At 60.3% G+C, this 24,558-nt stretch carries 17 protein-coding genes and 1 pseudogene; 4 read left to right on the forward strand and 14 right to left on the reverse strand.

Annotated features, from left to right (window positions below):
- The first annotated feature begins 2 nt into the window (after positions 1–2).
- A complete protein-coding gene (locus AC1DWG_RS20825; RefSeq protein WP_477762874.1) occupies positions 3–491 on the forward strand; it encodes a hypothetical protein in 489 nt (162 codons plus the stop codon).
- Positions 492–538: 47 nt separating this feature from the next.
- On the opposite strand, the gene fdhA is transcribed toward AC1DWG_RS20825, so the two are convergent.
- From fdhA to AC1DWG_RS20865, 8 genes are all read right to left on the reverse strand, one after another.
- Positions 539–1,738: a formaldehyde dehydrogenase, glutathione-independent gene (fdhA, locus tag AC1DWG_RS20830; RefSeq protein ID WP_477753040.1), complete on the reverse strand. Its 1,200-nt coding sequence runs from the start codon at positions 1,736–1,738 to the stop codon at positions 539–541.
- 163 nt (positions 1,739–1,901) lie between these two features.
- Positions 1,902–2,759 carry a formyltetrahydrofolate deformylase gene (purU, locus tag AC1DWG_RS20835; RefSeq protein ID WP_477753324.1) on the reverse strand — a complete coding sequence of 286 codons (858 nt, stop codon included), beginning with the start codon at positions 2,757–2,759 and terminating at the stop codon, positions 1,902–1,904.
- Positions 2,760–2,874: 115 nt separating this feature from the next.
- Complete coding sequence (locus AC1DWG_RS20840; protein WP_150725144.1) at positions 2,875–3,507, reverse strand: sarcosine oxidase subunit gamma; 633 nt, start codon at positions 3,505–3,507, stop codon at positions 2,875–2,877.
- A gap of 157 nt (positions 3,508–3,664) precedes the next feature.
- Positions 3,665–6,682, reverse strand: a complete 3,018-nt coding sequence (locus AC1DWG_RS20845) for a sarcosine oxidase subunit alpha (RefSeq protein WP_477762875.1) — start codon at positions 6,680–6,682, stop codon at positions 3,665–3,667.
- A complete protein-coding gene (locus AC1DWG_RS20850; RefSeq protein ID WP_223456827.1) occupies positions 6,679–7,008 on the reverse strand; it encodes a sarcosine oxidase subunit delta in 330 nt (109 codons plus the stop codon). Before AC1DWG_RS20850 ends, AC1DWG_RS20845 begins: the two co-directional genes overlap by 4 nt.
- 14 nt (positions 7,009–7,022) lie before the next feature.
- Complete coding sequence (locus AC1DWG_RS20855; RefSeq protein ID WP_007947735.1) at positions 7,023–8,273, reverse strand: sarcosine oxidase subunit beta; 1,251 nt, start codon at positions 8,271–8,273, stop codon at positions 7,023–7,025.
- Between the two features lie 23 nt (positions 8,274–8,296).
- Entirely contained in the window at positions 8,297–9,550 is a 1,254-nt protein-coding gene (gene glyA, locus AC1DWG_RS20860) for a serine hydroxymethyltransferase (RefSeq protein WP_130210172.1), read from the reverse strand.
- Between the two features lie 284 nt (positions 9,551–9,834).
- Complete coding sequence (locus AC1DWG_RS20865; RefSeq protein WP_477788290.1) at positions 9,835–10,587, reverse strand: TraX family protein; 753 nt, start codon at positions 10,585–10,587, stop codon at positions 9,835–9,837.
- 132 nt (positions 10,588–10,719) lie between these two features.
- On the opposite strand from AC1DWG_RS20865, the gene AC1DWG_RS20870 reads away from it, so the two are divergent.
- Both AC1DWG_RS20870 and AC1DWG_RS20875 read left to right on the forward strand, forming a co-directional pair.
- Positions 10,720–11,760: a threonine aldolase family protein gene (locus AC1DWG_RS20870; RefSeq protein ID WP_477762877.1), complete on the forward strand. Its 1,041-nt coding sequence runs from the start codon at positions 10,720–10,722 to the stop codon at positions 11,758–11,760.
- Positions 11,761–11,983: 223 nt separating this feature from the next.
- The gene (locus AC1DWG_RS20875) at positions 11,984–12,808 is read left to right on the forward strand and encodes an SDR family oxidoreductase (protein ID WP_477762878.1); all 825 of its coding nucleotides are present in this window, start codon (positions 11,984–11,986) and stop codon (positions 12,806–12,808) included.
- A 60-nt stretch (positions 12,809–12,868) separates the two neighbouring features.
- On the opposite strand, the pseudogene gbcB reads toward AC1DWG_RS20875, so the two are convergent.
- Positions 12,869–13,954 (reverse strand): annotated as a pseudogene (gbcB, locus tag AC1DWG_RS20880) (glycine-betaine demethylase subunit GbcB); the annotation flags it as partial.
- 282 nt (positions 13,955–14,236) lie between these two features.
- On the opposite strand from gbcB, the gene gbcA reads away from it, so the two are divergent.
- Entirely contained in the window at positions 14,237–15,532 is a 1,296-nt protein-coding gene (gbcA, locus tag AC1DWG_RS20885; RefSeq protein ID WP_477753318.1) for a glycine-betaine demethylase subunit GbcA, read from the forward strand.
- A 100-nt stretch (positions 15,533–15,632) separates the two neighbouring features.
- Here gbcA and AC1DWG_RS20890 read toward each other — a convergent pair whose 3' ends face one another.
- The 5 genes from AC1DWG_RS20890 to AC1DWG_RS20910 all read right to left on the reverse strand — a co-directional run bounded on the left by AC1DWG_RS20890 (position 15,633) and on the right by AC1DWG_RS20910 (position 24,445).
- Positions 15,633–16,883 (reverse strand): metallophosphoesterase family protein, encoded by a 1,251-nt coding sequence (locus AC1DWG_RS20890; protein ID WP_477753317.1) that lies wholly within the window; start codon positions 16,881–16,883, stop codon positions 15,633–15,635.
- Positions 16,884–16,908: 25 nt separating this feature from the next.
- Positions 16,909–18,777 (reverse strand): c-type cytochrome, encoded by a 1,869-nt coding sequence (locus tag AC1DWG_RS20895; protein WP_477762881.1) that lies wholly within the window; start codon positions 18,775–18,777, stop codon positions 16,909–16,911.
- A gap of 119 nt (positions 18,778–18,896) precedes the next feature.
- A complete protein-coding gene (locus tag AC1DWG_RS20900) occupies positions 18,897–22,349 on the reverse strand; it encodes a GMC family oxidoreductase N-terminal domain-containing protein (protein ID WP_477788291.1) in 3,453 nt (1,150 codons plus the stop codon).
- Between the two features lie 121 nt (positions 22,350–22,470).
- Entirely contained in the window at positions 22,471–22,593 is a 123-nt protein-coding gene (locus tag AC1DWG_RS20905) for a hypothetical protein (protein WP_477762883.1), read from the reverse strand.
- A 730-nt stretch (positions 22,594–23,323) separates the two neighbouring features.
- Positions 23,324–24,445, reverse strand: coding sequence for a retropepsin-like aspartic protease (locus AC1DWG_RS20910; protein ID WP_477763141.1), 1,122 nt, complete (start codon positions 24,443–24,445; stop codon positions 23,324–23,326).
- Positions 24,446–24,558 lie beyond the last annotated feature (113 nt).

Consider the following 24,558-nt stretch of genomic DNA (forward strand, 5'->3'; position numbering starts at 1 on the left):
TCATGATACGTAAAACACTCGCGGCAAGTGCCGTACTACTGTCAGTATTCACAGCCAACGCCTTGGCGGCAACCACTATGTGTCCGTCAGCTGCAAGCATCAAACAAAAACAGGAGGAACAAGGCTACAGCTATACCGCCCCCGGTCCGAACGGCCGCGTCTGGGTAGGCGAAAACCCCTATGCCAGCGAGGGAGATCTTAAAACCTTCGTATTCACCGGAGCGCTCTACCGGACCGTCAGTTCCGAAGGTAATACGGATGTAGTTTCGTGTGATTACGAGGGTGACGACTGGTATGCGTTTGCCAGGATGACGTTGTACTCCTTCAGAGAGTGGGCCCCCGTCAAGGGCACAAAATGGGAGGCGCAACCCATTAAAGAAAAGGCCGGAGCTTCCAACAAAGCCAAGTCCGTTGAACACTGCGATTCACGGGTGGAAAAGGAATGTGAGTTCAACTACAGAGTCCTGACCATGCCACCGACAGGCCATTGAACAAAAAAAAGGGCGACCTCGGTCGCCCTTTTTTTAACCCGACGGCCTTAGGCCGCGCTGAACATCTTGTGCGGATCGATCACAAACTTCTTCGGTACGCCGGCATCGAACTCGCCATAACCCTGCGGAGCCTGATCCAGGCTGATCACCTGAACGCCTACCACTTCGGCGATGTTGATGCGGTCCCACATGATCGCTTGCATGAGCGCGCGGTTGTACTTCATCACCGGGGTCTGGCCGGTATGGAAGCTGTGGGACTTGGCCCAGCCCAGACCGAAGCGGATGCTCAGGCTGCCCATTTTCGCGGCAGCATCGACAGCACCCGGGTCTTCGGTCACGTAGAGGCCGGGGATGCCGATCTTGCCTGCCACACGCACCACGCCCATCAGCGAGTTGAGTACGGTGGCCGGGGCTTCGTGTTTCACGCCGTCATGGCCATGGCCACGGGCTTCGAAGCCTACAGCGTCGATGGCGCAATCCACTTCCGGTTCGCCGAGCAGTGCGGCGATCTGCTCGTGCAGCGGCGTGTCCAGGGACAGGTCGGCGATTTCGAAGCCCTGGGCCTTGGCGTGAGCCAGGCGCACGGTGTTGACGTCGCCGATGATCACCACCGCCGCACCCAACAGGCGAGCGGATGCGGCCGCCGCCAGGCCGACCGGACCGGCACCGGCGATGTATACGGTGCTGCCCGGGCCGACGCCAGCGGTCACGGCACCGTGATAGCCGGTCGGCAGGATGTCGGAAAGGCAGGTCAGGTCGCGGATTTTTTCCATGGCCCGGTCGCGATCCGGCAGTTTCAGCAGGTTGAAATCGGCGTACGGCACCATGGCGTATTCGGCCTGGCCACCGGTCCAGTCGCCCATGTCGACATAACCATAAGCGCCACCGGGACGCGCCGGGTTGACGCTCAGGCACACGCCGGTGTGCATTTCTTTGCAGGAGCGGCAGCGCCCGCAAGCCACGTTGAACGGTACGGACACCAGGTCGCCGATATTCAGGTTCTCGACGTCGCTGCCCTTCTCGATCACTTCACCGGTGATCTCATGGCCCAGCACCAGGCCGGTTTGCGCCGTGGTACGCCCGCGCACCATGTGCTGGTCGGAACCACAGATGTTGGTGGACACCACACGCAGGATGACAGCGTGTTCAATCTTCCTGCCGCGCGGGTCCTGCATTTTCGGATAGTCAATACTCTGCACTTCGACCTTGCCAGCGCCGAGATACACCACACCACGATTGCCAGACATGCTTTCACCTCGCTGTTGTTTTTATGGAACCGCGTTGCCCAGGCAGGCAGCGCGTTAAGTGCTCGGGAATTCAAAAGATCGCAGCCTTCGGCAGCTCCTACATTGATCACATACCCCTGTAGGAGCTGCCGAAGGCTGCGATCTTTTCAGGCAGTAAAAAACGCTAGAGAACAACCGTCCTGTTCGCGTTCAAAAACACTCTTCTTTCAATGTGATAGCCCACCGCCCGGGCCAGCGTCAGCCCTTCGATATCCCGCCCCTTGGCGATCAAATCTTCCGGATAATGGCTGTGGTCCACTGCCTCCACACCCTGGGCAATGATCGGACCTTCATCGAGGTCGTTGTTGATGTAATGCGCCGTGGCGCCCACCAGTTTCACGCCCTTGTTGTAGGCCTGGTGATAGGGCTTGGCGCCCTTGAACCCGGGCAGCAGGGAGTGGTGAATGTTGATCGCCTTGCCATCGAGCTTGCGGCACAACTCCGGCGACAGCACTTGCATGTAGCGTGCAAGGATCACCAGTTCGGCGCCGGACTCTTCGATGACCTGCCACACCTGACGCTCTTGGGACGGCTTGTCGTTCGGATCCAGCGGGAAGTGGTAGTACGGAATCTGGTGCCAGTCGGCCAGCGGCTTGAGGTCCGGGTGGTTGGAGACCACGGCAGCGACGTCCATCGACAACTGGCCGATGCGTTGGCGATAGAGCAAGTCATTGAGGCAGTGATCGGCCTTGGAAACCATGATCACCACTTTCGGCCGATAGTTCGGCGCGACCAGTTCGAAGATCATGCCGAAGGCTTCACCGCGCTCGGCCAGGCCCGCGCGGAAGGACTGCTCGTCGAAACCATCGGGTTGGCGAAATTCCACACGAATGAAGAAACGGCCCGAGAGCCGGTCATCGAACGAATGGTGCTCGGTGACGTAGCAGCCCTGCTCGAACAGAAAGCGGGTCACCGCGTCCACGGTGCCGAGCACGCTGGGGCAGTCGGCGGTCAGAATCCATGTGTCTGGGGCGCGGCTCATGGTACGGTGACTCCTGTTCGTTTATTGGCAACCGCTTCGCGGTTGATCGCTGGCAAGCCAGCTCCTACAGGGACCGCGGTCAATTGTAGGAGCTGGCTTGCCTGCGAAAGCAATCTCAAGCCTGAACGCTCAGCCCGTACTCGGCAGAAGCATCCTGCAACCACAGCCACCAGTAATCCGAGAAGCTGCGACGAATCAACAGTTCCCAAGTGTCCTCAGCGGTGTGACGGATCATCAGTTGCGACTTGGCGAACACCGTGCCGACAGCTTTGCCTACCGGGAAGTTGTTCGGGTGCACGTCGTAGCTGGTGGACTTCATCAGCACCTGGCGCACGTTCGGGCCGCTCAGTTCGAGGACTTGCTGGCCACCGCTGACGTTGACGATTGCAATGTGCAGATCGCCAAGCGCTTTGCGGAGCTTTTGCTCGGCGGCCAATTCTTCGCCGGTCGGCACGATCAGCAGCCACTCATCCGGCCCCATCCATTGCAGGCTGGTTTCGCCTTTGACGATGACGCTCAGCGCGCCCGGCAACTCGATGCCAAGGGCCTTGTGCACGCCCGCGGCAAACGCGGCATCGTGGCCATCGCCACGAATGGTCAAGTGGCCGAGGAGTTTTTTCTCACGCACGGTCACGCCGGCGTTCTTGCGACCCTTGCCCACTAGGCTGGCGAGGTCGGCGTGATGCAGCGACGACTCGGCCTTGGCCCCGGAGGTTGGGCGTTGTTGGTAAACATTGGCTGCGGTCATAAAGCACCTTTCCTGAATTCTGTTAAAGAGTGTGGTTTCTGACCCTGTAGGAGCCGGCTTGCTGCGGGCGGCATTCCGACGATCCAGACGACTCGGTGTCCGGACTGACGCCTTCGCTGGCAAGCCAGCTCCTACAGGGGATCACCACACCTGGCAATCAAACGTTCTGGCGTTCGCCCTTCGGATCGAAGAACACCGAAGAAACGATTTCCGCCTCGATCACGCTGCCATCCGCCAGCGGTGCGAACACGCGCTCGCCCATGCGGTTCAGACCGCCCTTGACCACGCCCATAGCGAACGAATAGCCCAGGGAGTTGTGCAGGTAACTGGAGGTCACGTGACCAACCATGGTCATCGGGATCGCCTGCTTGGTGTTAAACACCAGCTGCGCGCCTTCCGGCAGCCATTTGTTCGGATCGATCGGCTTGAGGCCAACCAGTTGCTTGCGCTGATCACGCACGCAATCTTCACGGTTCATGCCGCGCCAGCCGATCCACGAGAACGGTTTGGTGCGACCGACACACCAGCCCATGTTCAGGTCGTCCGGGGTCATCGAGCTGTCAGTGTCCTGACCGACGATGATGAAGCCCTTCTCGGCCCGCAGCACGTGCATGGTTTCGGTGCCATATGGCGTCAGGTTGTACTTCTTGCCAGCGTCGACGATTTTTTCCAGCACACCCATGGCGTAGTCGGCTTGCACGTTGACTTCGTACGACAGTTCACCGGTAAACGAAATCCGGAACACCCGCGCCGGCACACCACCGACCAGACCTTCTTTCCAGGTCATGAACGGGAAGGCTTCGTTGCTCAGGTCGATGTCGGTGACTTCAGCGAGCAGCTTGCGGCTGTTTGGCCCGGACAGGGTCATGGTCGCCCAGTGGTCGGTGACGGAGGTGAAGTACACCTTCATGTCCGGCCATTCAGTCTGGTGGTACAGCTCCAGCCACTGCAGCACACGAGCGGCGCCGCCGGTGGTGGTGGTCATGACGAAATGGTTGTCGGCCAGGCAAGCCGTCACGCCGTCGTCGAACACCATGCCGTCTTCTTTGCACATCAGGCCATAACGCGCCTTGCCCACGTCGAGCTTGGTCCAGGCGTTGGTGTAGACGCGGTTGAGGAACTCGCGCGCATCCGGGCCCTGGATATCGATCTTGCCCAGGGTCGAAGCGTCGAGCAGGCCGACGCTGTCGCGCACGGCTTTGCACTCACGCTTCACTGCAGCGTGCAGGTCTTCACCGGATTTCGGGAAGTACCACGGACGTTTCCACTGGCCGACGTCTTCGAACTCGGCGCCGTTCTTCAGGTGCCACTGATGCAGTGCGGTGTAGCGTACCGGCTCGAAGATGTGCCCACAGTGACGACCGGCCACGGCGCCAAAGGTCACCGGCGTGTAGTTCGGACGGAACATGGTGGTGCCCATCTGCGGGATGGTCACGTTCAGCGAGCGGGCAGCGATGGCCAGGCCGTTGACGTTACCGAGTTTGCCCTGATCGGTGCCGAAGCCCAGCGCGGTGTAGCGCTTGACGTGCTCGACCGACTCGAAGCCTTCACGGGTCGCCAGTTCGATGGCGGCGGCGGTGACGTCGTTTTGCAGGTCGACGAATTGCTTCGGCGCCCGTGCGGTGTTCTTTTCATGCGGCACCTGGAACAGCGCCAGAGTCGGCTCTTCGAGACGGCTCAGGGCTTTCGGCAGTACGCCTTCGACGGTCTGGAACCCGGCTTCAGCGGCAGCGCGGGCGCCTCCTTCAAAACCGTCGGCCAGGGAATCGCCAAGGCCGTAGACGCCGTTGATGCCACCGACACACACGCGTTTCTGCGGCGCTTCACCCGGTACGAAACCGAGGATGTCTTCGCGCCAGATCGGCTTGCCACCCAGGTGCGAAGCCAGGTGAACCACCGGGCTGTAACCACCGGAGCTGGCCACCACGTCGCATTCAAGCCATTCGCCAGGGCTGGTCACGGTGTGGGCTTTGACATCGATGGCGGCCACACGGGCAGCGGTCACGCGCTTGCTGCCACGGGCCTCGATCACGGCGCTGCCGGTGAGAATGCGGATACCTTTGGCACGTGCTTCTTCCACCAGCGCACCACGCGGGTTGCTGCGGGCATCGGCGATGGCCACCACTTGCAGGCTGGCATCGAGCCAATCCAGGGCAACGCGGTAGGCGTGGTCGTTGTTGGTCGACAGCACCAGCTTCTTGCCCGGTGCCACGCCGTAACGACGCACGTAGGTCGAGATGGCGCCGGCGAGCATGTTGCCCGGCACGTCATTGTTGCCGTAGACCAGTGGACGCTCGTGAGCACCGGTCGCCAGCACCACGCGAGTGGCGCGGACCCGGTGGATGCGCTGACGCACCTGGCCAATCGGTGCGCGGTCGCCGAGGTGATCGGTCAGGCGCTCGTGAATGGTCAGGAAGTTGTGGTCGTGGTAGCCGTTGACGGTGGCGCGCGGCAACAGCAGCACGTCCGGGGTGTTCTTCAGCTCGTCGATGACGCTGGCGACCCACTCGGTCGCAGGCTTGCCGTCGAGGCTTTCGCGGGAATCGAGCAGGCTGCCGCCGAACTCTTCCTGCTCATCGGCGAGGATCACACGGGCACCGCTGCGCGCAGCCGCCAGTGCTGCCGCCAGGCCAGCAGGGCCAGCGCCAACGATCAGCACGTCGCAGTGCTGGTTCATGTAGTCGTAGGTGTCCGGATCGTTCTCGGTCGGCGAGCGGCCAAGGCCGGCGGCTTTGCGGATGTACTTCTCGTAAGTCATCCAGAACGATTGCGGGTACATGAAGGTTTTGTAGTAGAAGCCCGGTGGCATCAGCTTGCCGCCGACCTTGCCGAGAATCCCCATCATGTCGTTGTTCACGCTCGGCCAGCCGTTGGTGCTGGTGGCGACCAGGCCTTGATACAGCGCCTGTTGCGTGGCGCGCACGTTCGGGATCTGCGTGGCTTCGGTGGCGCCGATCTGCAGCACCGCGTTCGGCTCTTCAGCGCCCGCAGCGAAGATGCCGCGCGGACGGGAATACTTGAAGCTGCGACCGATGATGTCGACGCCGTTGGCCAGCAGTGCAGCGGCCAGGGAATCGCCTTCGAAGCCTTTGTAGTTCTGGCCGTTGAAGGTGAAGCTCAAGACTTTGTTGCGGTCGATCCGTCCGCCGTTGGACAGGCGATTGATCTGGCTCATACCTTCTCTCCCAGAGCCGTGCTGGCCGCTTTCGGGCTATCGGTCTTGTCGGTGAATTGTGGCTTGGTGCCGATCTTGTAGGTTTCGAGAATCTCGTAGGTCACGGTGTCGCGGGTGGCGTTGAAGTACTGACGGCAACCGGCGACGTGATCCCACAGCTCGTGGTGCAGACCGCGCGGGTTATCGCGGAAGAACATGTAGTCGCCCCACTCCTCGTCGGTGCAGGTGTTCGGATCCAGTGGACGCGGGATGTGCGCCTGGCCGGATGCATGGAATTCCTCTTCGGAGCGCAGTTCGCCGCAGTGAGGACAGAAGATATGCAACATGGGGATTTCTCCTGTTAGTGGGCAACCGCAGCAGCGCCGTGTTCATCGATCAACGCACCGTTGTGGAAACGGTCGATGGAGAAAGGTGCGGCCAATGGGTGCATTTCACCCTTGGCCAGGCTCGCGGCAAACACGTTGCCCGAGCCAGGTGTGGCCTTGAAGCCGCCGGTGCCCCAACCGCAGTTGAAGAACATGTTCGGTACCGGGGTTTTCGAAATGATCGGGCAGGCATCCGGCGTGGTGTCGACGATGCCGCCCCACTGACGATTCATGCGTACGCGCGACAGCACCGGGAACATCTCGACGATGGCCTGGATGGTGTGCTCGATCACCGGGTACGAACCACGCTGGCCGTAGCCGTTGTAGCCGTCGATACCGGCGCCGATCACCAGGTCGCCCTTGTCGGACTGGCTGATGTAACCGTGCACGGCGTTGGACATGATCACGCTGTCGATAATCGGCTTGATCGGCTCGGACACCAGCGCTTGCAGCGGGTGGGATTCGATCGGCAGGCGGAAACCGGCGAGCTTGGCCATGTGCCCGGAGTTACCGGCAGTCACCACGCCGACGCGCTTGGCGCCGATGAAGCCCTTGTTGGTTTCAACGCCGATGCACACGCCGTTTTCCTTGCGGAAACCGATCACTTCGGTCTGCTGGATCAAGTCCACGCCGAGGGCGTCGGCGGCACGGGCAAAGCCCCAGGCCACGGCATCGTGACGGGCCACGCCGCCGCGACGCTGGACAGTGGCGCCCATCACCGGGTAGCGAGTGTTCTTGGAGCAGTCGAGGTACGGGATCTCGTCGGCCACTTGCTTGGCATCGAGCAGCTCACCGTCGACGCCGTTGAGGCGGTTGGCGCTGACCCGACGCTCGGAATCACGGATGTCCTGCAGGGTGTGGCACAGGTTGTAGACGCCGCGCTGGGAGAACATCACGTTGTAGTTGAGGTCCTGGGACAGGCCTTCCCACAGTTTCATCGCGTGTTCGTACAGATGCGCCGACTCGTCCCACAGGTAGTTGGAGCGAACGATAGTGGTGTTGCGCGCGGTGTTACCGCCGCCCAGCCAGCCCTTCTCGACCACGGCCACGTTGGTGATGCCGTGTTCCTTGGCCAGGTAGTAGGCCGTGGCGAGACCATGCCCGCCACCGCCGACGATGACCACGTCGTAGACCTTTTTAGGGGTCGGCGTGCGCCACATTTTCTGCCAGTTTTCATGATGGCTGAGAGAGTGTTTGAAGAGGCCGAAGCCCGAGTAGCGTTGCATAGTCATTTACTCCAAAACCGCACTCAGCGATAAACCGGGAAGTCCGCGCACAGGGCTGCCACTTGCTCGGCGACATTGGCCTCGACATCGGCGTCGCCGAGGTTGTCGAGGATGTCGCAGATCCAGCCGGCCAGCGTGACGCACTGGGTCACCTTGAAGCCGCGCGTGGTCACCGCCGGGGTGCCGATGCGCAGGCCGGAGGTCACGAACGGCGACTGTGGATCGTTCGGGACAGCGTTCTTGTTCACAGTGATGTGGGCGCGACCGAGTGCTGCATCCGCCTCTTTGCCGGTGAGGCCCTGACGGATCAGGCTGACCAGGAACAGGTGGTTGTCGGTACCGCCGGACACTACATCGTAGCCGCGTTTGATAAACACGCCGGCCATGGCCTGGGCATTGTCGATCACTTGCTGCTGATAAGCCTTGAAGCCTGGTTCCAGCGCTTCCTTGAAGCACACCGCCTTACCGGCGATCACGTGCATCAGCGGGCCGCCCTGGGCACCGGGGAATACCGCGGCGTTGAGCTTCTTCTCGATTTCTTCGTTGGCCTTGGCCAGGATCAGGCCGCCACGTGGACCGCGCAGGGTCTTGTGGGTAGTGGTGGTGACCACATCGGCGTAAGGCAGCGGGTTCGGGTACAGGCCGGCAGCGACCAGACCGGCAACGTGGGCCATGTCGACGAACAGCAGTGCACCAACCTTGTCGGCGATCTGACGGAAGCGCGGGAAGTCGAGGGTCTTGGAGTAGGCCGAGAAGCCGGCGACGATCATCTTCGGCTTGCACTCGACGGCCAGGCGCTCGACTTCGTCGTAATCGATCAGACCGGTTTTGGTGTCGATGCCGTACTGCACGGCGTTGTACAGCTTGCCCGAGGACGACACCTTGGCGCCGTGGGTCAGGTGACCGCCGTGGGCCAGGCTCATGCCGAGGATGGTGTCACCGGCTTGCAGCAGGGCCAGGTACACGGCGCTGTTGGCCGAGGAACCGGAGTGTGGCTGGACGTTGGCATAATCGGCGCCGAACAGTTGCTTGGCGCGCTCGATGGCCAGGGCTTCAACCTTATCGACGTGTTCGCAACCACCGTAGTAGCGCTTGCCCGGGTAGCCTTCGGCGTATTTGTTGGTCAGGCCGCTGCCTTGCGCTTGCATCACGCGCTTGCTGGTGTAGTTCTCCGACGCGATCAGCTCGATGTGATCTTCCTGACGTTGCTCCTCGGCATTCATCGCCGCCAGCAGTGCATCGTCGTAACCCTGGATCTGGTCTTGCTTGCTGAACATCGCGTCTCTCCCAGCGGCGGCGGTGCGCCATTCGTCTCGGTGAGGCACTGGTTTTTCGGCAGTGCCCTTTGATAGCGATGGTATGACTGGCTTGGAGTCGTCAAATGCCTACGGGCGCCACGCAAAGGTGCGTTTACGACATGGCGGGAAATGGCTGGCCGAACCCGACCGTCGATCCAGCGCAGATCCCCTGTAGGAGCGAGCCTGCTCGCGATAGCGGCATCACATTCAACATTGATGTCGGCTGACCCGCCGCTATCGCGAGCAGGCTCGCTCCTACAGGGTCATCCGATGGCCTGTCGCACTGCGAGCAACAGCAGGAAATGCACGGGATACAGCGCATACGCCCAACGTCGAATGGGTGGTGGTTTTACGTCATGGGCATGTCGCAACAAGAACACTCCGAGCCATGGCGCAATCAGACAAGTGGCGACTGCCGCCATCGCCACGTGATTGCCCAATCGAACAGAGTAATACAGCACCTGCCACTGATTGCCCGCCAGGCACACCAACCCCGCCAACAGCGCGAAGTACCAGGGCCGTTGCAGTACCAGCAGCATCGCCAGCGGCAACAGCACGCCAAAGAACCCGAACATCAATCGCTGGGAGAAAAACCCTGCCAGCAGTACCGCGCCGACGGCCAGCAGTCGCGATGCAAGCACCGGCTGCTGCCAGCCACGAACCACCAGCAAGCCCAGGGCAAGGGTGGGCAGCACATTCAAGGTGTCGGGATCGGGAATGAACATTCGGTAAGGAATTTCACTCATCGCGCTAAACAGCAGCAACCACCCCAGATAGCGCCACTGGCCACCGGTCGTCGCAGTCCGCACGCGCGCCAGATTGGCCGCCATCGCCAGGCAGAACCACGGAAACGCCAGGCGTCCCGGCACATACAGCAAATCGGCGGAATAACCGACATATCGCAGGTGATCGAGCACCATGCTCAAAAGCGCCAGCCACTTGAGCAGATCCAGTGCCCCGTCCCGCTGCTTTAAGTGCATGGCCTTGTGCATGATCTTGTGCGTTGTCACGTGCATAATTGCCCTTCGACCGTGTATTTTCCCGACAGCGACATCCTGTGCGCTCCACCTGACGATCTTGGGTACAGTGCGCACCCTCATTGACCACGGGACGCTTCACCATAGGCATCTCGACCACGGAAGCAGGCCATGACCGACAAGAGCCAACAATTCGCCAGCGACAACTATTCCGGCATCTGCCCTGAAGCCTGGGCTGCCATGGAACAGGCCAACCACGGCCACCAGCGCGCATACGGCGACGACGAGTGGACCGCCCGGGCCTCCGACGGTTTCCGCAAACTGTTCGAAACCGACTGCGAAGTGTTTTTTGCCTTCAACGGCACCGCCGCCAACTCGCTGGCGCTGTCGTCGCTGTGCCAGAGTTACCACAGCGTGATCTGCTCGGAAACCGCCCACGTCGAAACCGACGAATGCGGCGCCCCGGAATTCTTCTCCAATGGCTCCAAACTGCTGATCGCCCGCACTGAAAACGGCAAACTGACCCCGGAATCGATCCGCGAGGTCGCGCTCAAGCGCCAGGACATCCACTACCCGAAACCCCGCGTCGTGACCCTGACCCAGGCCACCGAAGTCGGCAGCGTCTACACCCCGGACGAAATCCGCGCCATCAGCGCCACCTGCAAAGAGCTTGGCTTGAACCTGCACATGGACGGCGCACGGTTCTCCAACGCCTGCGCATTCCTCGGCTGCACCCCGGCCGACCTGACCTGGAAGGCCGGGGTCGACGTGCTGTGCTTTGGCGGCACGAAAAACGGCATGGCGGTGGGCGAGGCGATTCTGTTCTTCAACCACAAACTGGCCGAAGACTTCGATTACCGCTGCAAGCAGGCCGGGCAGTTGGCGTCGAAAATGCGCTTCCTGTCGGCGCCGTGGGTCGGGATCCTGGAAAACGACGCCTGGCTCAAATACGCCAACCACGCCAACCACTGCGCGCAATTGCTGGCCGAAATGGTCAGCGACATCCCCGGCGTGGAGCTGATGTTCCCGGTACAGGCCAATGGCGTGTTCCTGCAGCTGTCGGAGCCGGCCATCGCTGCGCTGACCGCCAAGGGCTGGCGCTTCTACACCTTCATCGGCAACGGCGGCGCACGCTTCATGTGCTCGTGGGACACCGAGCAAGAGCGCGTGCGTGAATTGGCGCGGGATATCCGTGAAGTGATGTCTCACTAACGCCACAATCCCTGTGGGAGCGAGCCTGCTCGCGATGAGGCCAGCACATCCAGCATAGATGTCAGCTGTCGCCAGGCCATCGCGAGCAAGCTCCCTCGCCATCTATTCGCTCATCCATTTTCGCCTACATTCAGTCACATCTCTCGCTGCAGCTCCTGAACGACTTCGTCTACATTGTTTGTCGAGCCGATCCGCTCACATAACAACAATCAGGAGCGTCAGCATGTCATTGCAAGGCAAAACCCTGTTCATCACCGGCGCCAGCCGCGGCATCGGTCGCGAGATTGCGCTGCGGGCCGCACGCGATGGGGCCAACATTGTGATCGCCGCCAAAAGTGCCGAACCCCACCCCAAGCTGCCGGGCACAATTTTCAGTGTGGCCCGGGAAGTGGAAGCCGCTGGCGGGAAAGCCTTGGCTCTGCAGGTGGATGTGCGTGAGGAAGACGCCGTACGCGAAGCACTGGCCCAGGCCAACGAACATTTCGGCAGCATCGATGCGCTGATCAATAACGCCGGGGCGATCAAATTGACCGGGGTCCAGCACCTCGAACTCAAGCGCTTTGACTTGATGCACCAGATCAACACCCGTGCCGTGCTGCTGTGCAGCCAGGCCGCCCTGCCCTATTTGAAGAAGTCCGGTGGCCACATCCTCAACCTGTCCCCACCCCTGAACCTGGCCACCAAGTGGTTTGCCCAGTACAGCCCGTACACCGTGACCAAATACGGCATGAGCATGCTGACCTTGGGCATGAGTGAGGAATTCAGGAATTACGGCATCAGCGTCAACTCGCTGTGGCCACAGACCATGATCGCCACCGCTGCCATCGAGTTTCAGCTGGGGTCAAGGGAATCGTTCAAGCATGCACGCCTGCCTGCGATCATGGCCGATGCGGCGCACGTCATTCTGAGCAGTACCAACCGCAGCCTGACCGGGCGGCTGTTGATTGATGAGGAAATTCTGCGGGAAAGCGGTGTGACTGAATTCAACCATTACCGTTTCGAGCCAGACAGCGACGACAAACTGATGCCTGACCTGTTCGTCGACTGAGATATCCACAACCCCTGTAGGAGCTGTCGAGTGAAACGAGGCTGCGATCTTTTGATCCCGCACGTCACCCTTCGGCACACTGCAGCACGACAGAATATACCCTTCGGCTTCGTCTTCTTCAGTGATCCCGCCGTTGTGTTCCATCTCGACTTCACCACCCAGCTTCAACACCTTGCAGGTGCCGCAGATGCCCATGCCGCACGCTTTCGGGATCATCAGGCCGACCTTGGCCGCCGCGGCATGCACGGTCTCGCCCGGGGCCACGCGGATGCTCTTGCCGGATGCGGTGAACTCCACCTGATGCAGATCCGCCGCGTCGATTTCCGGGGCATCGGCCGCTTGTTCAGCGTGTTCCACGGCGTCGGCGCGGGCTTCTGGCGGAGTCGCGCCGAAGGACTCTTCGTGGTAGCGCGACATGTCGAAGCCAGCGCCTTCCAGCAAGCGCTTGACCGCGCTCATATACGGTGTCGGGCCGCAGCAGAACACTTCACGCTCAAGGAAATCCGGCGCCATCAATTCAAGCATTCTGTGGTTCAGGTAACCGCGATAACCGGCCCAGGGCTCACCCATGCCATGTTTCTCGCAAATCAGGTGCAGGCTGAAGTTCTCGATCCGCGACGCCATGTGTTCCAGTTCGCGGTGATAAATGATGTCTTTGGGCGAGCGGGCGCTGTGGATAAACGTCATGTCGACGTTGCCGTTGGTGTCGTAGAACCAGCGCGCCATGGACATGCACGGCGTGATGCCGACGCCGCCGCTGAGGTAGAGTATTTTCGGCGCAGGGAAGTCCATGGCATTGAACAGTCCGACCGGCCCGTGCACCGCCAGCTCCTGGCCTTCATGTAGAGTGTCGTGCAGCCAGTTGGACACCTTGCCCCCCGGCACGCGCTTGATGGTCACCGAAAAGCTGTACGGCACCGACGGCGAACTGGAAATGGTGTAGGAGCGCATGATCGGCACGCCGTCGATTTCCAGCTCCAGGGTGACGAATTGCCCGGGCTTGAAAAAGAACAGAATCGGCTGGTCGGCCATGAAACAGAAGGTGCGCACATCCCAGGTTTCCTGGATGACTTTGACGCAACGGACAATGTGTCGACCATTGGCCCAGGTCTGGGTGGTTACCGGGTTCAGGAAGCTGTTGGACATGCTGATCTCCACGGCCGACTGTCGGCCTTCATGTTGGCGATTCTGCGTATAGCGCGAACCACCCATTTACCTATCTGCGACATTCACATACTTATCGCGACCAGCCCCCAATTACCGGGGGTTGCGCGTCGGGAACAGATTGGGCCATGTCGCCCATGGATAAGGTTCCGGGCAGCGCCGGCCCCACACTCGCCTCAACAGATAACTGCTGTTTTTTGTCTTGCGTCGCACAACCGTAGCCACTATTCGCCGGCCACACAGAATGGCCTTGAGGATTAAATGATGGACGTCACTACTACCCTGAGCCTGGGCGATCCGCTGGAACCCGCACGCAAGGCCACCGCACAGATGCTGCAAGAGCGCGAGCGCACCTTCTCACTGCCGCAGCCGTTTTACTCCGACGAGCGCCTGTTTGATATCGACATGCAGGAAATCTTTCAGAAAGAGTGGTTGATCGCCGGCATGACCTGCGAAATCCCGACCAAGGGCAACTACCTGACCCTGCAGATCGGCAAGAACCCGATCATCGTGATTCGTGGCGCCGATGGCGTGGTGCATGCGTTCCACAACGTCTGCCGTCACCGTGGTTCGCGGTTGTGCACCAGTGAAAAAGGCAAAGTCGCCAAACTGGTCTGCCACTACCACCAATGGACGTATGAGCTGGACGGTCGCCTGCTGTTCGCCGGCACCGAAATGGGCGCCGACTTCGACATGAAGCAGTACGGCCTCAAGCCTGTGAACGTGAAAACCGCTGGCGGTTACATCTTCATCAGCCTGTCGGAAAACCCGCCGGCCATTGATGACTTCCTGTCGACGCTGAACCATTACATGGAACCGTACGACATGGAGAACACCAAGGTGGCGATTCAGACCACCTTGTTCGAAAAAGCCAACTGGAAACTGGTGCTGGAAAACAACCGTGAGTGCTACCACTGCAACGCGTCGCACCCGGAACTGTTGAAAACCCTGCTGGAATGGGACGACGTCACCGACCCGCGTGCCGACCAGGCCTTCAAGGATCACGTAGCCGCTTCGGCCGCTGCCTGGGAAGCCGAGAAGATCCCTTACGCTCACGCCAGCTTCGGCCTGCGTAACCGCATCGTGCGCATGCCGCTGCTCAAGGGCACCGTATCGATGACGATCGACGGCAAGCAGGGCTGCAAAAAACTCATGGGCCGGATCCAGAACCCGGACCTGGGCTCGATGCGCATCCTGCACCTGCCGCACTCCTGGAACCACTGCATGGGCGACCACATCATCGTGTTCACCGTGTGGCCGATCAGCGCCCAGGAAACCATGGTCACCACCAAGTGGATCGTGCACAAGGACGCGGTCGAAGGCGTGGACTACGACGTGGAGCGCATGCGCCAGGTCTGGGACGCCACCAACGACCAGGACCGTCGCCTGGCCGAAGAGAACCAGCGCGGGATCAACTCCACCGCGTACCAACCTGGCCCGTACTCCAAGACCTATGAGTTCGGCGTGGTGAACTTCGTGGACTGGTACAGCGAGCGGTTGCTGAACAACCTTGGGGCCGAGCCTGCGCCTTATCTCAAAGGGGTTCCGGTCCAGGGCTAATCAAGATCAAAAGATCGCAGCCTTCGGCAGCTCCTACAGGTGTACACAAGACCCTGTAGGAGCTGCCGCAGGCTGCGATCTTTTTAAGGGCAACACACCATTACTGTAATGCCGAAGACCACCGCACCGACCCATTCTCGCCAATAAACGTCTCTTCGATGTTCTCCCCCACCAGCCGCACCTTCACATACCCGTTCAATACCCGATCCGGATAGGCCGGATCCCGCGCATTCTGCGTTTCCGACCACAACACCCGCGAATGCCCGTTCAGTTCACTGGCGTTGCCGTAAGGGATCGCCCCATGCCCGGCGCAACGTGCATGCAACCCGCCCTGGGTGGCGTAACAGATGCCGTTATGCAAATGCCCCCAATACCAGTAGTCCGGCTCGCGCCCCAGGGCGTCGCACACCGGTTGATACAGCGCGGTCTTGTTGTGCCCTGAGATGTCAAAGCCCTGGTGATGACTGAGCACCATCACTTTCTTGCGCTGCGGCAGGCTTTTCATCCAGTCGATCTGTGGTTGGTTCAGGGTGCCATCCATGTACAGGTTCATGGCGTCCGAGGCATACGCCGAGTCGAGGCCGATCACCAGCCAGTCGTCGTTGTACAACGCAAAATAGCTGGTGCCCTGCTGCGCCGCAAAGCGCTTGGCCAGTTCCTTGAAATAGCCGTGGGCGCCGCTGTACATCTCGTGGTTGGAATTGAGCGTGAACGAGCCCTGCGTGCCCATCGGCCAACCGGCCATGTCCACGTCTTCCTGGGAGCGGGTGCCGGCGTAATACACATCCCCCAGGTGAATAGTGAAATTGGCCCGGGCCAGTTTCATCTGATTGGCCACCGCCACCGCCGGGGCATGGCTGTCGAATGGCCCGGTGCCCCAGTCGCCGGCGATCGCCAGGGTCACGTCGCGCCCCATTTTCACCAGTGCCGGGTCCGTGGCGAACGGTGCATGATGGTGCAGGTTTTCAATCCACTTCAGCAGGGCCTCGCTCCATAAAAGATCGAGCAGTTCCCATTTACGGCAACCGAGCAGACTGCCGTCCTTCAGCACCCGGGTTTGCAGTTCATCCACCGATTGCGGCAAGGGGCTGGCGTTACCGATGCGCAGGATAGACAAGCCGTGGGCCAACTCCCACGGCACGCTCGGCTGATCGTCCGGCAACTCGCCGTGCTTGAGCACGTACTGCGCCTGATCGTGGCCACGTTTGAGCAGCGCGATGATGGCTTCGAACTCCTGGGGTTCGAGCTCGCTGACGAGCTTCATCCAGGCCATTTCCACGCGCGTGAGCAACCCGTGCAGCCGCACTTTGACCTTGTCGTACTCATTTCCCAAATGATTGACCAGTGACATATCGCCTTCCTCCATCCGATTGGAATCACAAGGTTTTCATGAACTCAATGAGCGCCCGCTTATCGAGTTCCGACAGCTGCGTGCCGTACAGGTGGCCGCCGTTGTGGTTGCCCTCCAGACGGGTGTCGTATTTGAAGTCCGCCGAAGCTTTCATTTGCTCGCCACTGGTGACGAAACCAACCTTGTCCTGGTCGTAAATGTCGGAGCCGGTGAAGAACACCTGCGGCCGCAGTTGCGGTGGTTGCAGCAGATCCCACAGTGTCGGCACCGAACCGTTGTGCAAGTACGGCGCGCGCAACCAGATGCCGTCGGTGGGCGTGTTGCTGTAGCTCTGGGTCTTGCGGTAGGCGCCAAAATCGAACGGCGACTTCTTGAAGCCGTGGAAGGCCGTCACCAGACCCGTGGTGAACGAATTCAGCCGATGGGGATCGGTACCCAGTTCATCAATGTTGGTGGTGACCTGACCGGTGTCGGTGCGGCCGAAATCATGGCAACCGGCGCAGTTGTTTTCCCAGACCGGCTTGCCCCTGGCGACCTTGGCCTGATCCAGCGCGAACGGCCAGGCCGGTGCCTTGTGGCCCAGCAGCCAGTTGGTCACCCGGTTGAAACTGGTTGGCAGCACCGACTCCGGCGTCGCGCCCACGGCCATGGCCGCCGCATAGTTGCGTTCGTGGATGTCGTTGTTGTTGCCGTCCCAGTGCAGGTACAGCGACTCCCGGGGTTTCTGGTTCCAGACTTGTGGCAAGTCGACGGTGCCGATGGTCGAGTCATCCGGGAAGCCGAACACCACCATTTTCGTCGGATTGAAGGTGTCGGTGCGACCCGGTCCTTGCGGTGCGCGCAGTTGTTGCCAGGCATAGGCCTGTTTCTGCTTGATCAGTGCGCTCGTGGCCATCGGGATGATCAGGTAGCGGTTGTACAATCGCTCGAAAAAACCGAGCTGGAACTTGCTGTTGATCGCTGCCATCACCGCGTCGGTGGTGAATTTCGGGTCGCTGGCGCAATCGTAGGCGAACCACTGGAAGGCTTGCAGCTGCAGGGTGTTGGCCGGCGCACTGGCCACCGCAGTGGCGACGTCGCTGGCATTGGCGCGGTAGGAGCCGGTGTGGCACAGCGCGCAGTTGGGCTCCACGGTCGGGTAGCCGATTTGTCGTTTGGCCATGCCGATCGGCAGATCCTTGCCATTTTCGTAGAGGAAACCGAACACTTCGTAGCCGCCAGGCTTCGGCAATTTTTCCGGGCACATTTGCGGCAGCACGGCGAACAGGTAATACGGGATTCGCGCCTCAATGCCGAGGCCGATGGCGGCGTACTTGTAGTGGTCTTCGTCGGAGGCGTATTGCTCGGCCGGCACCACCCGCAGCATCTGGTACCAGGTCTGGTAACCGATGAACGCCAGCAACAAAACCACAATCGAAGTGCCCACCTTGAAACTGTGCCGTTGCCAGCGCTGCGCCCACCCAGCACACCAGGCCCGCCAGCCATCGCACAGCAAGGCCCACGGCCGACTCGCCGGAGCGCTGCCCAGGTACAGCAGAATCCCGAGGATCAGGAACATGCTCAGATCGCCCAGCAGCATCGGCACGAATACCTGGGCCTGGTTGCTCGTATTGATCAGATAGATCCAGAACGCCACGGCGACCAGTCGCGACAATACGCACAGCCACGAATGCACGACATATCGCGGTGCGTTGAAGCCTGATGGCATGTAGAACAGGCTGATCCCCACCAGCAGCATGCCGGCATTTTCCAGCCACGGATCGGAGAGTTGCGGCGGCATACCGAGCATCGAGGTCAGCAATGCCGGCGCAAACAGCGCCGGGATTGCGAACACCATGTTCATTAAAATGCCTAACCAGATGAAGCGTTGAAACCAGCGGATGTAACTGTCCATGGCATCCCTTTCCTTTTGTCCTTTTCGAGCGCCACACCGCCCCCTTGTAGGAGCTGCCGAAGGCTGCGATCTTTTGCCTTTAAAAGATCGCAGCCTTCGGCAGCTCCTACGCGGTTGCGTCAGCCGAGGGCGGTTTTTTCCAGGTGTCCAAGGATGATCGGGTACACATCCGCCACCGCGTTCTTGCCGAACATGCAGTCGATGTGGCCGTAGCCCGGCACCACATGCCGGCTGTAGCGCTCCGGTCCATGGACTTTGCACACGCGCTCATAGGTCTTGAGCGTGCTTTCCGGCAGGTAGCATTGGTTGTCGGCGCCGCTGATGAAGCAGATTGGCATGCTCAAGCGCTCAAAGTGCGGCATGTACACGTCATGCCCCTTGAAGTCCACCAGATGCCCCTTGCGCACGATCAGCGCCAGATGCTCGAAGGTGTGCATGTTCGACTCACCGAACAGCTCGTGCAGGTTGTCGTGCAGGGTTTCATTGAGGGTGTCGTGGCGGTACAGCGAGGCGTACATGAAGGTGATGCGGTGGCACACCGGGTTGGTGCAGTAACCCTGGGCTTCGATCCGCGCATAGCCGTTGAGGGCTTTGTCGTAAAGCTTGTTGAACCAGTTCTCCTTGCTGTCGGCGTAGGCCGTGAGTGATTTGATGCCGAGCGCGTCGAGCATCCCCGGCAGGTGCAGCCCGGCCTTCAACCCTGTCGCAGTGGCGACCACGGTGTCGGCGGCAATTTGCGAGCAGACCACCGAGCGCACCCCTTGCAGCCCGGCCAGCAGCGACATGAAGAAAGTCGTCGCGCCGTAGCAATGCACCACGCACTGCACATCGTTAGCCTTGGTTTGCTGTTGGATCTGAGCGATGGCCGCCTTGAAATCGTATTGGGCGATCTGGTCGCCGTTCCATTCCTGTTTACTCGCCGGCAGCAGAATGCTCACCCGCAAATCCAGCAACCAGACGTCGTAGTCATGCTTGCACAGATATTCCAGCAGGTTGGTCTGGATGGTGTCGGTGGAGAAAATATTCGAGCCCACCCCCAAGCCATGCACCAGCATCACCGGGCCTTTTGTGCCGCCCTGATAGCGGGTCAGCCTTAATTCGACGCCATCTTCGGTTGAGAAGAAATGCACGCTCGGTGGCGGCGCATCCAGCGGCCGTTTCTGCCGCGGCGGTGCATCGGGGTTGAAGTAGATGTCACCGGCGAACACCCCGCCATAGCTTTCCCAGAGGATGCCGGCGAAGAACTTGCCGAAACGTGCCAGACCGTCGATGCGCTCGCGCTCGTTGCGGGCGTTGAGCACCTTCATGGTGGTCATCTGTTTGGCGAAATCGGTCGGGTGGATGTGCATCACTCCGGAGCCGATCACTTCGCCACTCTTGTCCGGCCCGCGATGCAGCGTGATGTAGAGAGTGCTGGTGTCGTGCCAGATGTTCAGCACGCCATTGTCTTCCGGCACGGTTTTGAAGGCGCTGAAGAAATAATCGCTGCCGTCCTCGGCGGTCATCTTCATGTCGTAGTTCATGTGGCGCACGCCGACCTGTTGCTGATACTGCTCGAACAGGTTGAACACACCATTGCTGGCGGTCAGCGGCTCAGACGACAACGCCGGGGCGCTAACCGTGCCGACCAGGGTTGCGGCGTGCTCCGGCTCCTTGATCATGCGGTTGAGGTCGGCAGCCGTGATGGTCAGGGTGAAGTCGATCGGCGAATTGTCCGCTTCGCCACGCTTGGCCGCGGCTTCATAGACTTTCAGGTCGGGGCTTTGAGCAGCGGTGAAGGCCCGGGAGAAATAGCCCTTCATGGTTTCGGTGAACTGCACACCGAGGGTCTGCGGCACCGACGGTTTGCGTGGCGCCGACGGCAGTCTGTAGTCGATGTGCCAGCCGCGATCAGCCGCCAGCAGCCCCATATTGCGCTCGCTCACCGCCGAGATGGTCAGCAGCGGGTTGACCGCCAGCGACGTCGGGATCACCGCACCGTCGGTCACATACAACGAGGCGTACACATCGCTGCCGCTGGCACCACTGAACACCTGCCCCTTGTGGTTGACCACGCCTTGCGCCGCGTCCTCGCCCATCACGCAACCGCCCAACGGGTGCACCGAGACGATGCTGTGCTTGAGCAACTTGGTCCAGATCGGATTTTCCACCCAGATCCCGCCCAGCGCCCTGGTGCTCTGGTGCAGCCGTTGGTTGCCGAGTTTGACGTTTTCCTGCTCGCCGACACCCGGCCAGTCGATACGCAGCTGGTCCTTGCTGTCGAGCAGCATGCGTCCATTGCCGCTGTCGTGACTCATGATCAGGTAGGTCTGCATGTTGTGCAGCGCGCCGTAGTACGGGCCACGCAGGAAGCTCTCGACTTCGCGTTCCTTGTACTTCACCTTGGCGCTGAACGTGTCGTCGCTCGGTACGCCAAGCAACTCGGCGAATCCGGCCATGCTCGGCACCATCGGCCGGCCGAGGGCGCCAGGGATCGAACCTTCTTCGATGACCATGCGGCTGCGCCAATCGCCTTCGGTACGCATGTCGATGATCGAGGTAATGCAAGGACCGACCGGGTGCAGTTCCTTGGCCGGATGCGCGCCGAAACCGATACCGTTGATGCTCTGTTCGCAGTTGTGGCCGAAGCCGAGAATGTCGCCGTTGCCGCTCATGTTCTCGCCAAGCTGGCCGGACATTGCCAGGCCTTTGTCGCGAGAGCGCAGGAGGATTTCGGTGGAGCCAAGCGTGCCGGCAGAGACCACGACGATGTCGGCTTTGACGAACAGGGTCGGTGCGCAAAACTTTTCGCGACCGCTCTCCAGGTACTGGAAGTGCACGATCCAGCCATCGCCATCGCGCTCCAGATACCGCACTTGGGCTTGACAGAAAATCTCCGCACCGTGGTTCCAGGCGTCCGGCAGGTAATTCATCAGCGTGGTGTTCTTGGCCTTGTTGTTACAGCCCGAAACGCAGTCGCCGCAGTGGTTGCACGGCAGCTGCTCGACGCCGACGTGGTTGGTGTTGTTCGGCAGTTTGTCGAAGGTCACGTTGATCGGTGGCTTGTAGAAAAGTGCACCCTGCTTGAGGTAATCCGCGGATTTTTTGTTGGCGTCGAGTTTGGGCAGGTTCGGCGCAGTGTCCGGATAGGGATTGGGCTTGAGCATTTCCCGGGCGCGGGCGTAACCGTCCTTGAGCAGGGTGTCACGGTGTTCGCGCACTTCCAGCGGCCAGCGCGGGTCGTCAAACACCCCGGGCTCCGGCTCCAGGGAGACGTTGGCGTTGATCAGCGACGTTCCGCCGAGGCCGCAGCCCACCACCACGTTCTGTTGGGCATTGACGTGCAGGTCGAACAGCCCGGTGCGTGAACCGATGTGGCCGTCCGGATCGTGCACCTGCAGCTCTTCAGTGGCGGCGAGCATGGTGTTGGGGTACTCGCCGGGGCGGATTTCCCGACCGCGCTCCAGCAGGCACACCCGTTTACCGGCCCGGGACAGGCGCGACGCGGCAATGCCGCCGCCGTAACCGGAACCGATGACGATCACGTCGTAGTGTTCCTTGATCTCGCTGATGGGCGTTGCAATCCGTGTCATGAGTAGGTTCCTCTCAGGCAAATTGGGCAACTCTACGGTTGCCTGCAATCAATGGACGAACGGGCACCAAGCCTGCGGGCGAACCCGGCGGCGGCGCAGCGGTTTGGGCAGGATTCAGGCGCTATAGGCGAGCGCGCTGGTTGGCGGTACGACGCAGCGTGCGTTTGCGCGGCAACGGCGTCGTCAGCAAAGCGCGGAACGCGCAGGGAATGGGGGACGAGCGATTGGACTGGCTATCCATCATGTGTTCTCCCTGAACCTGATGTGGATAAGTGACGGCTGTCCTTGGTGCCATTGGAGTGAAGACAGGCGACAGAATGAAGTCAAGGTATTGCCCTAGAACTGTATGAAATCTGAGCTATCGCGTTGCGCACTATAGCCGGCGGGGCTTGCAGGGTTTGGCGAACAAGTTATCCACATAGCCACCCACAGCAAATGGGGACAACTATGGAAGTGCTGGAAACTTTCTCCACAGAAAACGAAGAAAATCCGTGACTTATTCAAAATCGGAGTTTTCTGCGGCAGCAGGTCATTTTTTAATCAACAGCACAGACACCACGTTCTACATGGCCTGTGGCGGATGACAAACACCTTATCCACAGAAGCGCCAACAGACTTTGGGGGCAACTTCCCGACTTCTGTGGAAAACCTCTGAAAGCCACGAAATATCTGCACTTGCCAGCGCTTCAACTGTAAAAGACAGCGGATTGGTCGTTTTTTGATCAAGCTCGTGAAAGGCACGTTTCATAAGGCCTGCAGCGGTAAGCGAACATCTTATCCACAGAAACGCCAACAGAGATTGGGGGCAAGTCGCAGCGCTCACGCGTCCTTATTCCCTGAAAAAGCCATGAAAAACCATAGCTTAGGCTGGTTATTTTTTGATCTTGTGGCTGTATCGCCCGGTTTTCAAGGGCTGCAGCGATGGGCAAACAGGTTATCCACAGTGGCGCTAACAGGGATTGTGGGTAAACGCATCAACCCTTGTTGAAACACGAGCGCCCCGACTCGATATCCAGATTCAACTCAAAGTCATTGAAGGCACGCCAGCCGAGCAAAATCGACGGCACGTACCGACCAAGCACCCATGACGGCGGGATGGTGAAGCGCGGGTAGTACTTGTAGGTAATGGGCATGCTATGGCCTGACAGATTCAGCAGGCCCTTGAAGGTCTGATAGCGTGGCTTGTCGGCAGAATCAACGGGGGAGTTGCCCGGCGAGGCCGACGTCAGGTAATCGACATTGCCGGTGTCGACGATGGCCCGGGTAACCCGATTATCCAGGCGTGCGGCGATGGTCAAGCGTTGATTGATGTCCATGCGGGTATACACAATCGACGATTCACAGCGCGCGGCAGGCGCCGGGTTCAGTTCCAGGGTTCTGCGGGTGATTTTCAGGCGTCCCAACTTGCTGATCAGGTCCAGCCCCAACAAATTGTCCCGGTCGCTGACAAACACCAGCACATTCCTGAATTCGCTGCCTCCCACCTTTATCGAGTCAAGAATCCCCAGCCCGGCGGACAGGTCGCTCTCGCCATAAAAAGTGCTGTAGGCGTAGTGGGCGTCGGGCAACAGCCGGATCTCCATCAGCTTGGCGGTCTCGACATTGACCCGTGTTTGCGGGGCGCCAGTATCGAGTACGAAACGCGCCGAATGACCATTGGCCGCGTCGACATCGATGAAAGGCAGCACCTCGCTGGCAATGAAAGAGTCACTGGCATACGGATGAATCTTCAACACTTCGCGTTGCCCGGATCCTTTCACCGAGAACTCGCCGGTCCTTCTCAAGATCGAGAGGGACTGGTTGCCGAACATGGAAAACAACGCGTTCAGCTCCTGACTGGCCTCGATGGCCCGGGCGTGTTTGCGCTTGACCGCCAGAACATAATCCGGCAACTGGTTGGCCGCTTTGGCTTCGAACATCCGGGCGATGACAGACACTGAACAACCGAGGTTCTTTTGTGCATCCAGCACCCTGTCACAGTGCTGGCGCATTTGCGCCAGGGAGGCGTTCTGTCCCTGCGCGGACTGCAGCCACTGATCGAAGTCCGGTTCGGGCTCAGGTCGCGTAGCGGCCATCGGCCCCGTCGACACGGCCATGCCCCATCCAAGCAGCAACACGGAGAGCTTTACAGGCTTCATGGGCAACCCACTCATAAAAACCGGGTTTTATGATCAAGCGCTGAAAACTCCGTAACACCCTGCCGCACCCT

Source organism: Pseudomonas sp. P4_B3, from assembly GCF_056402295.1.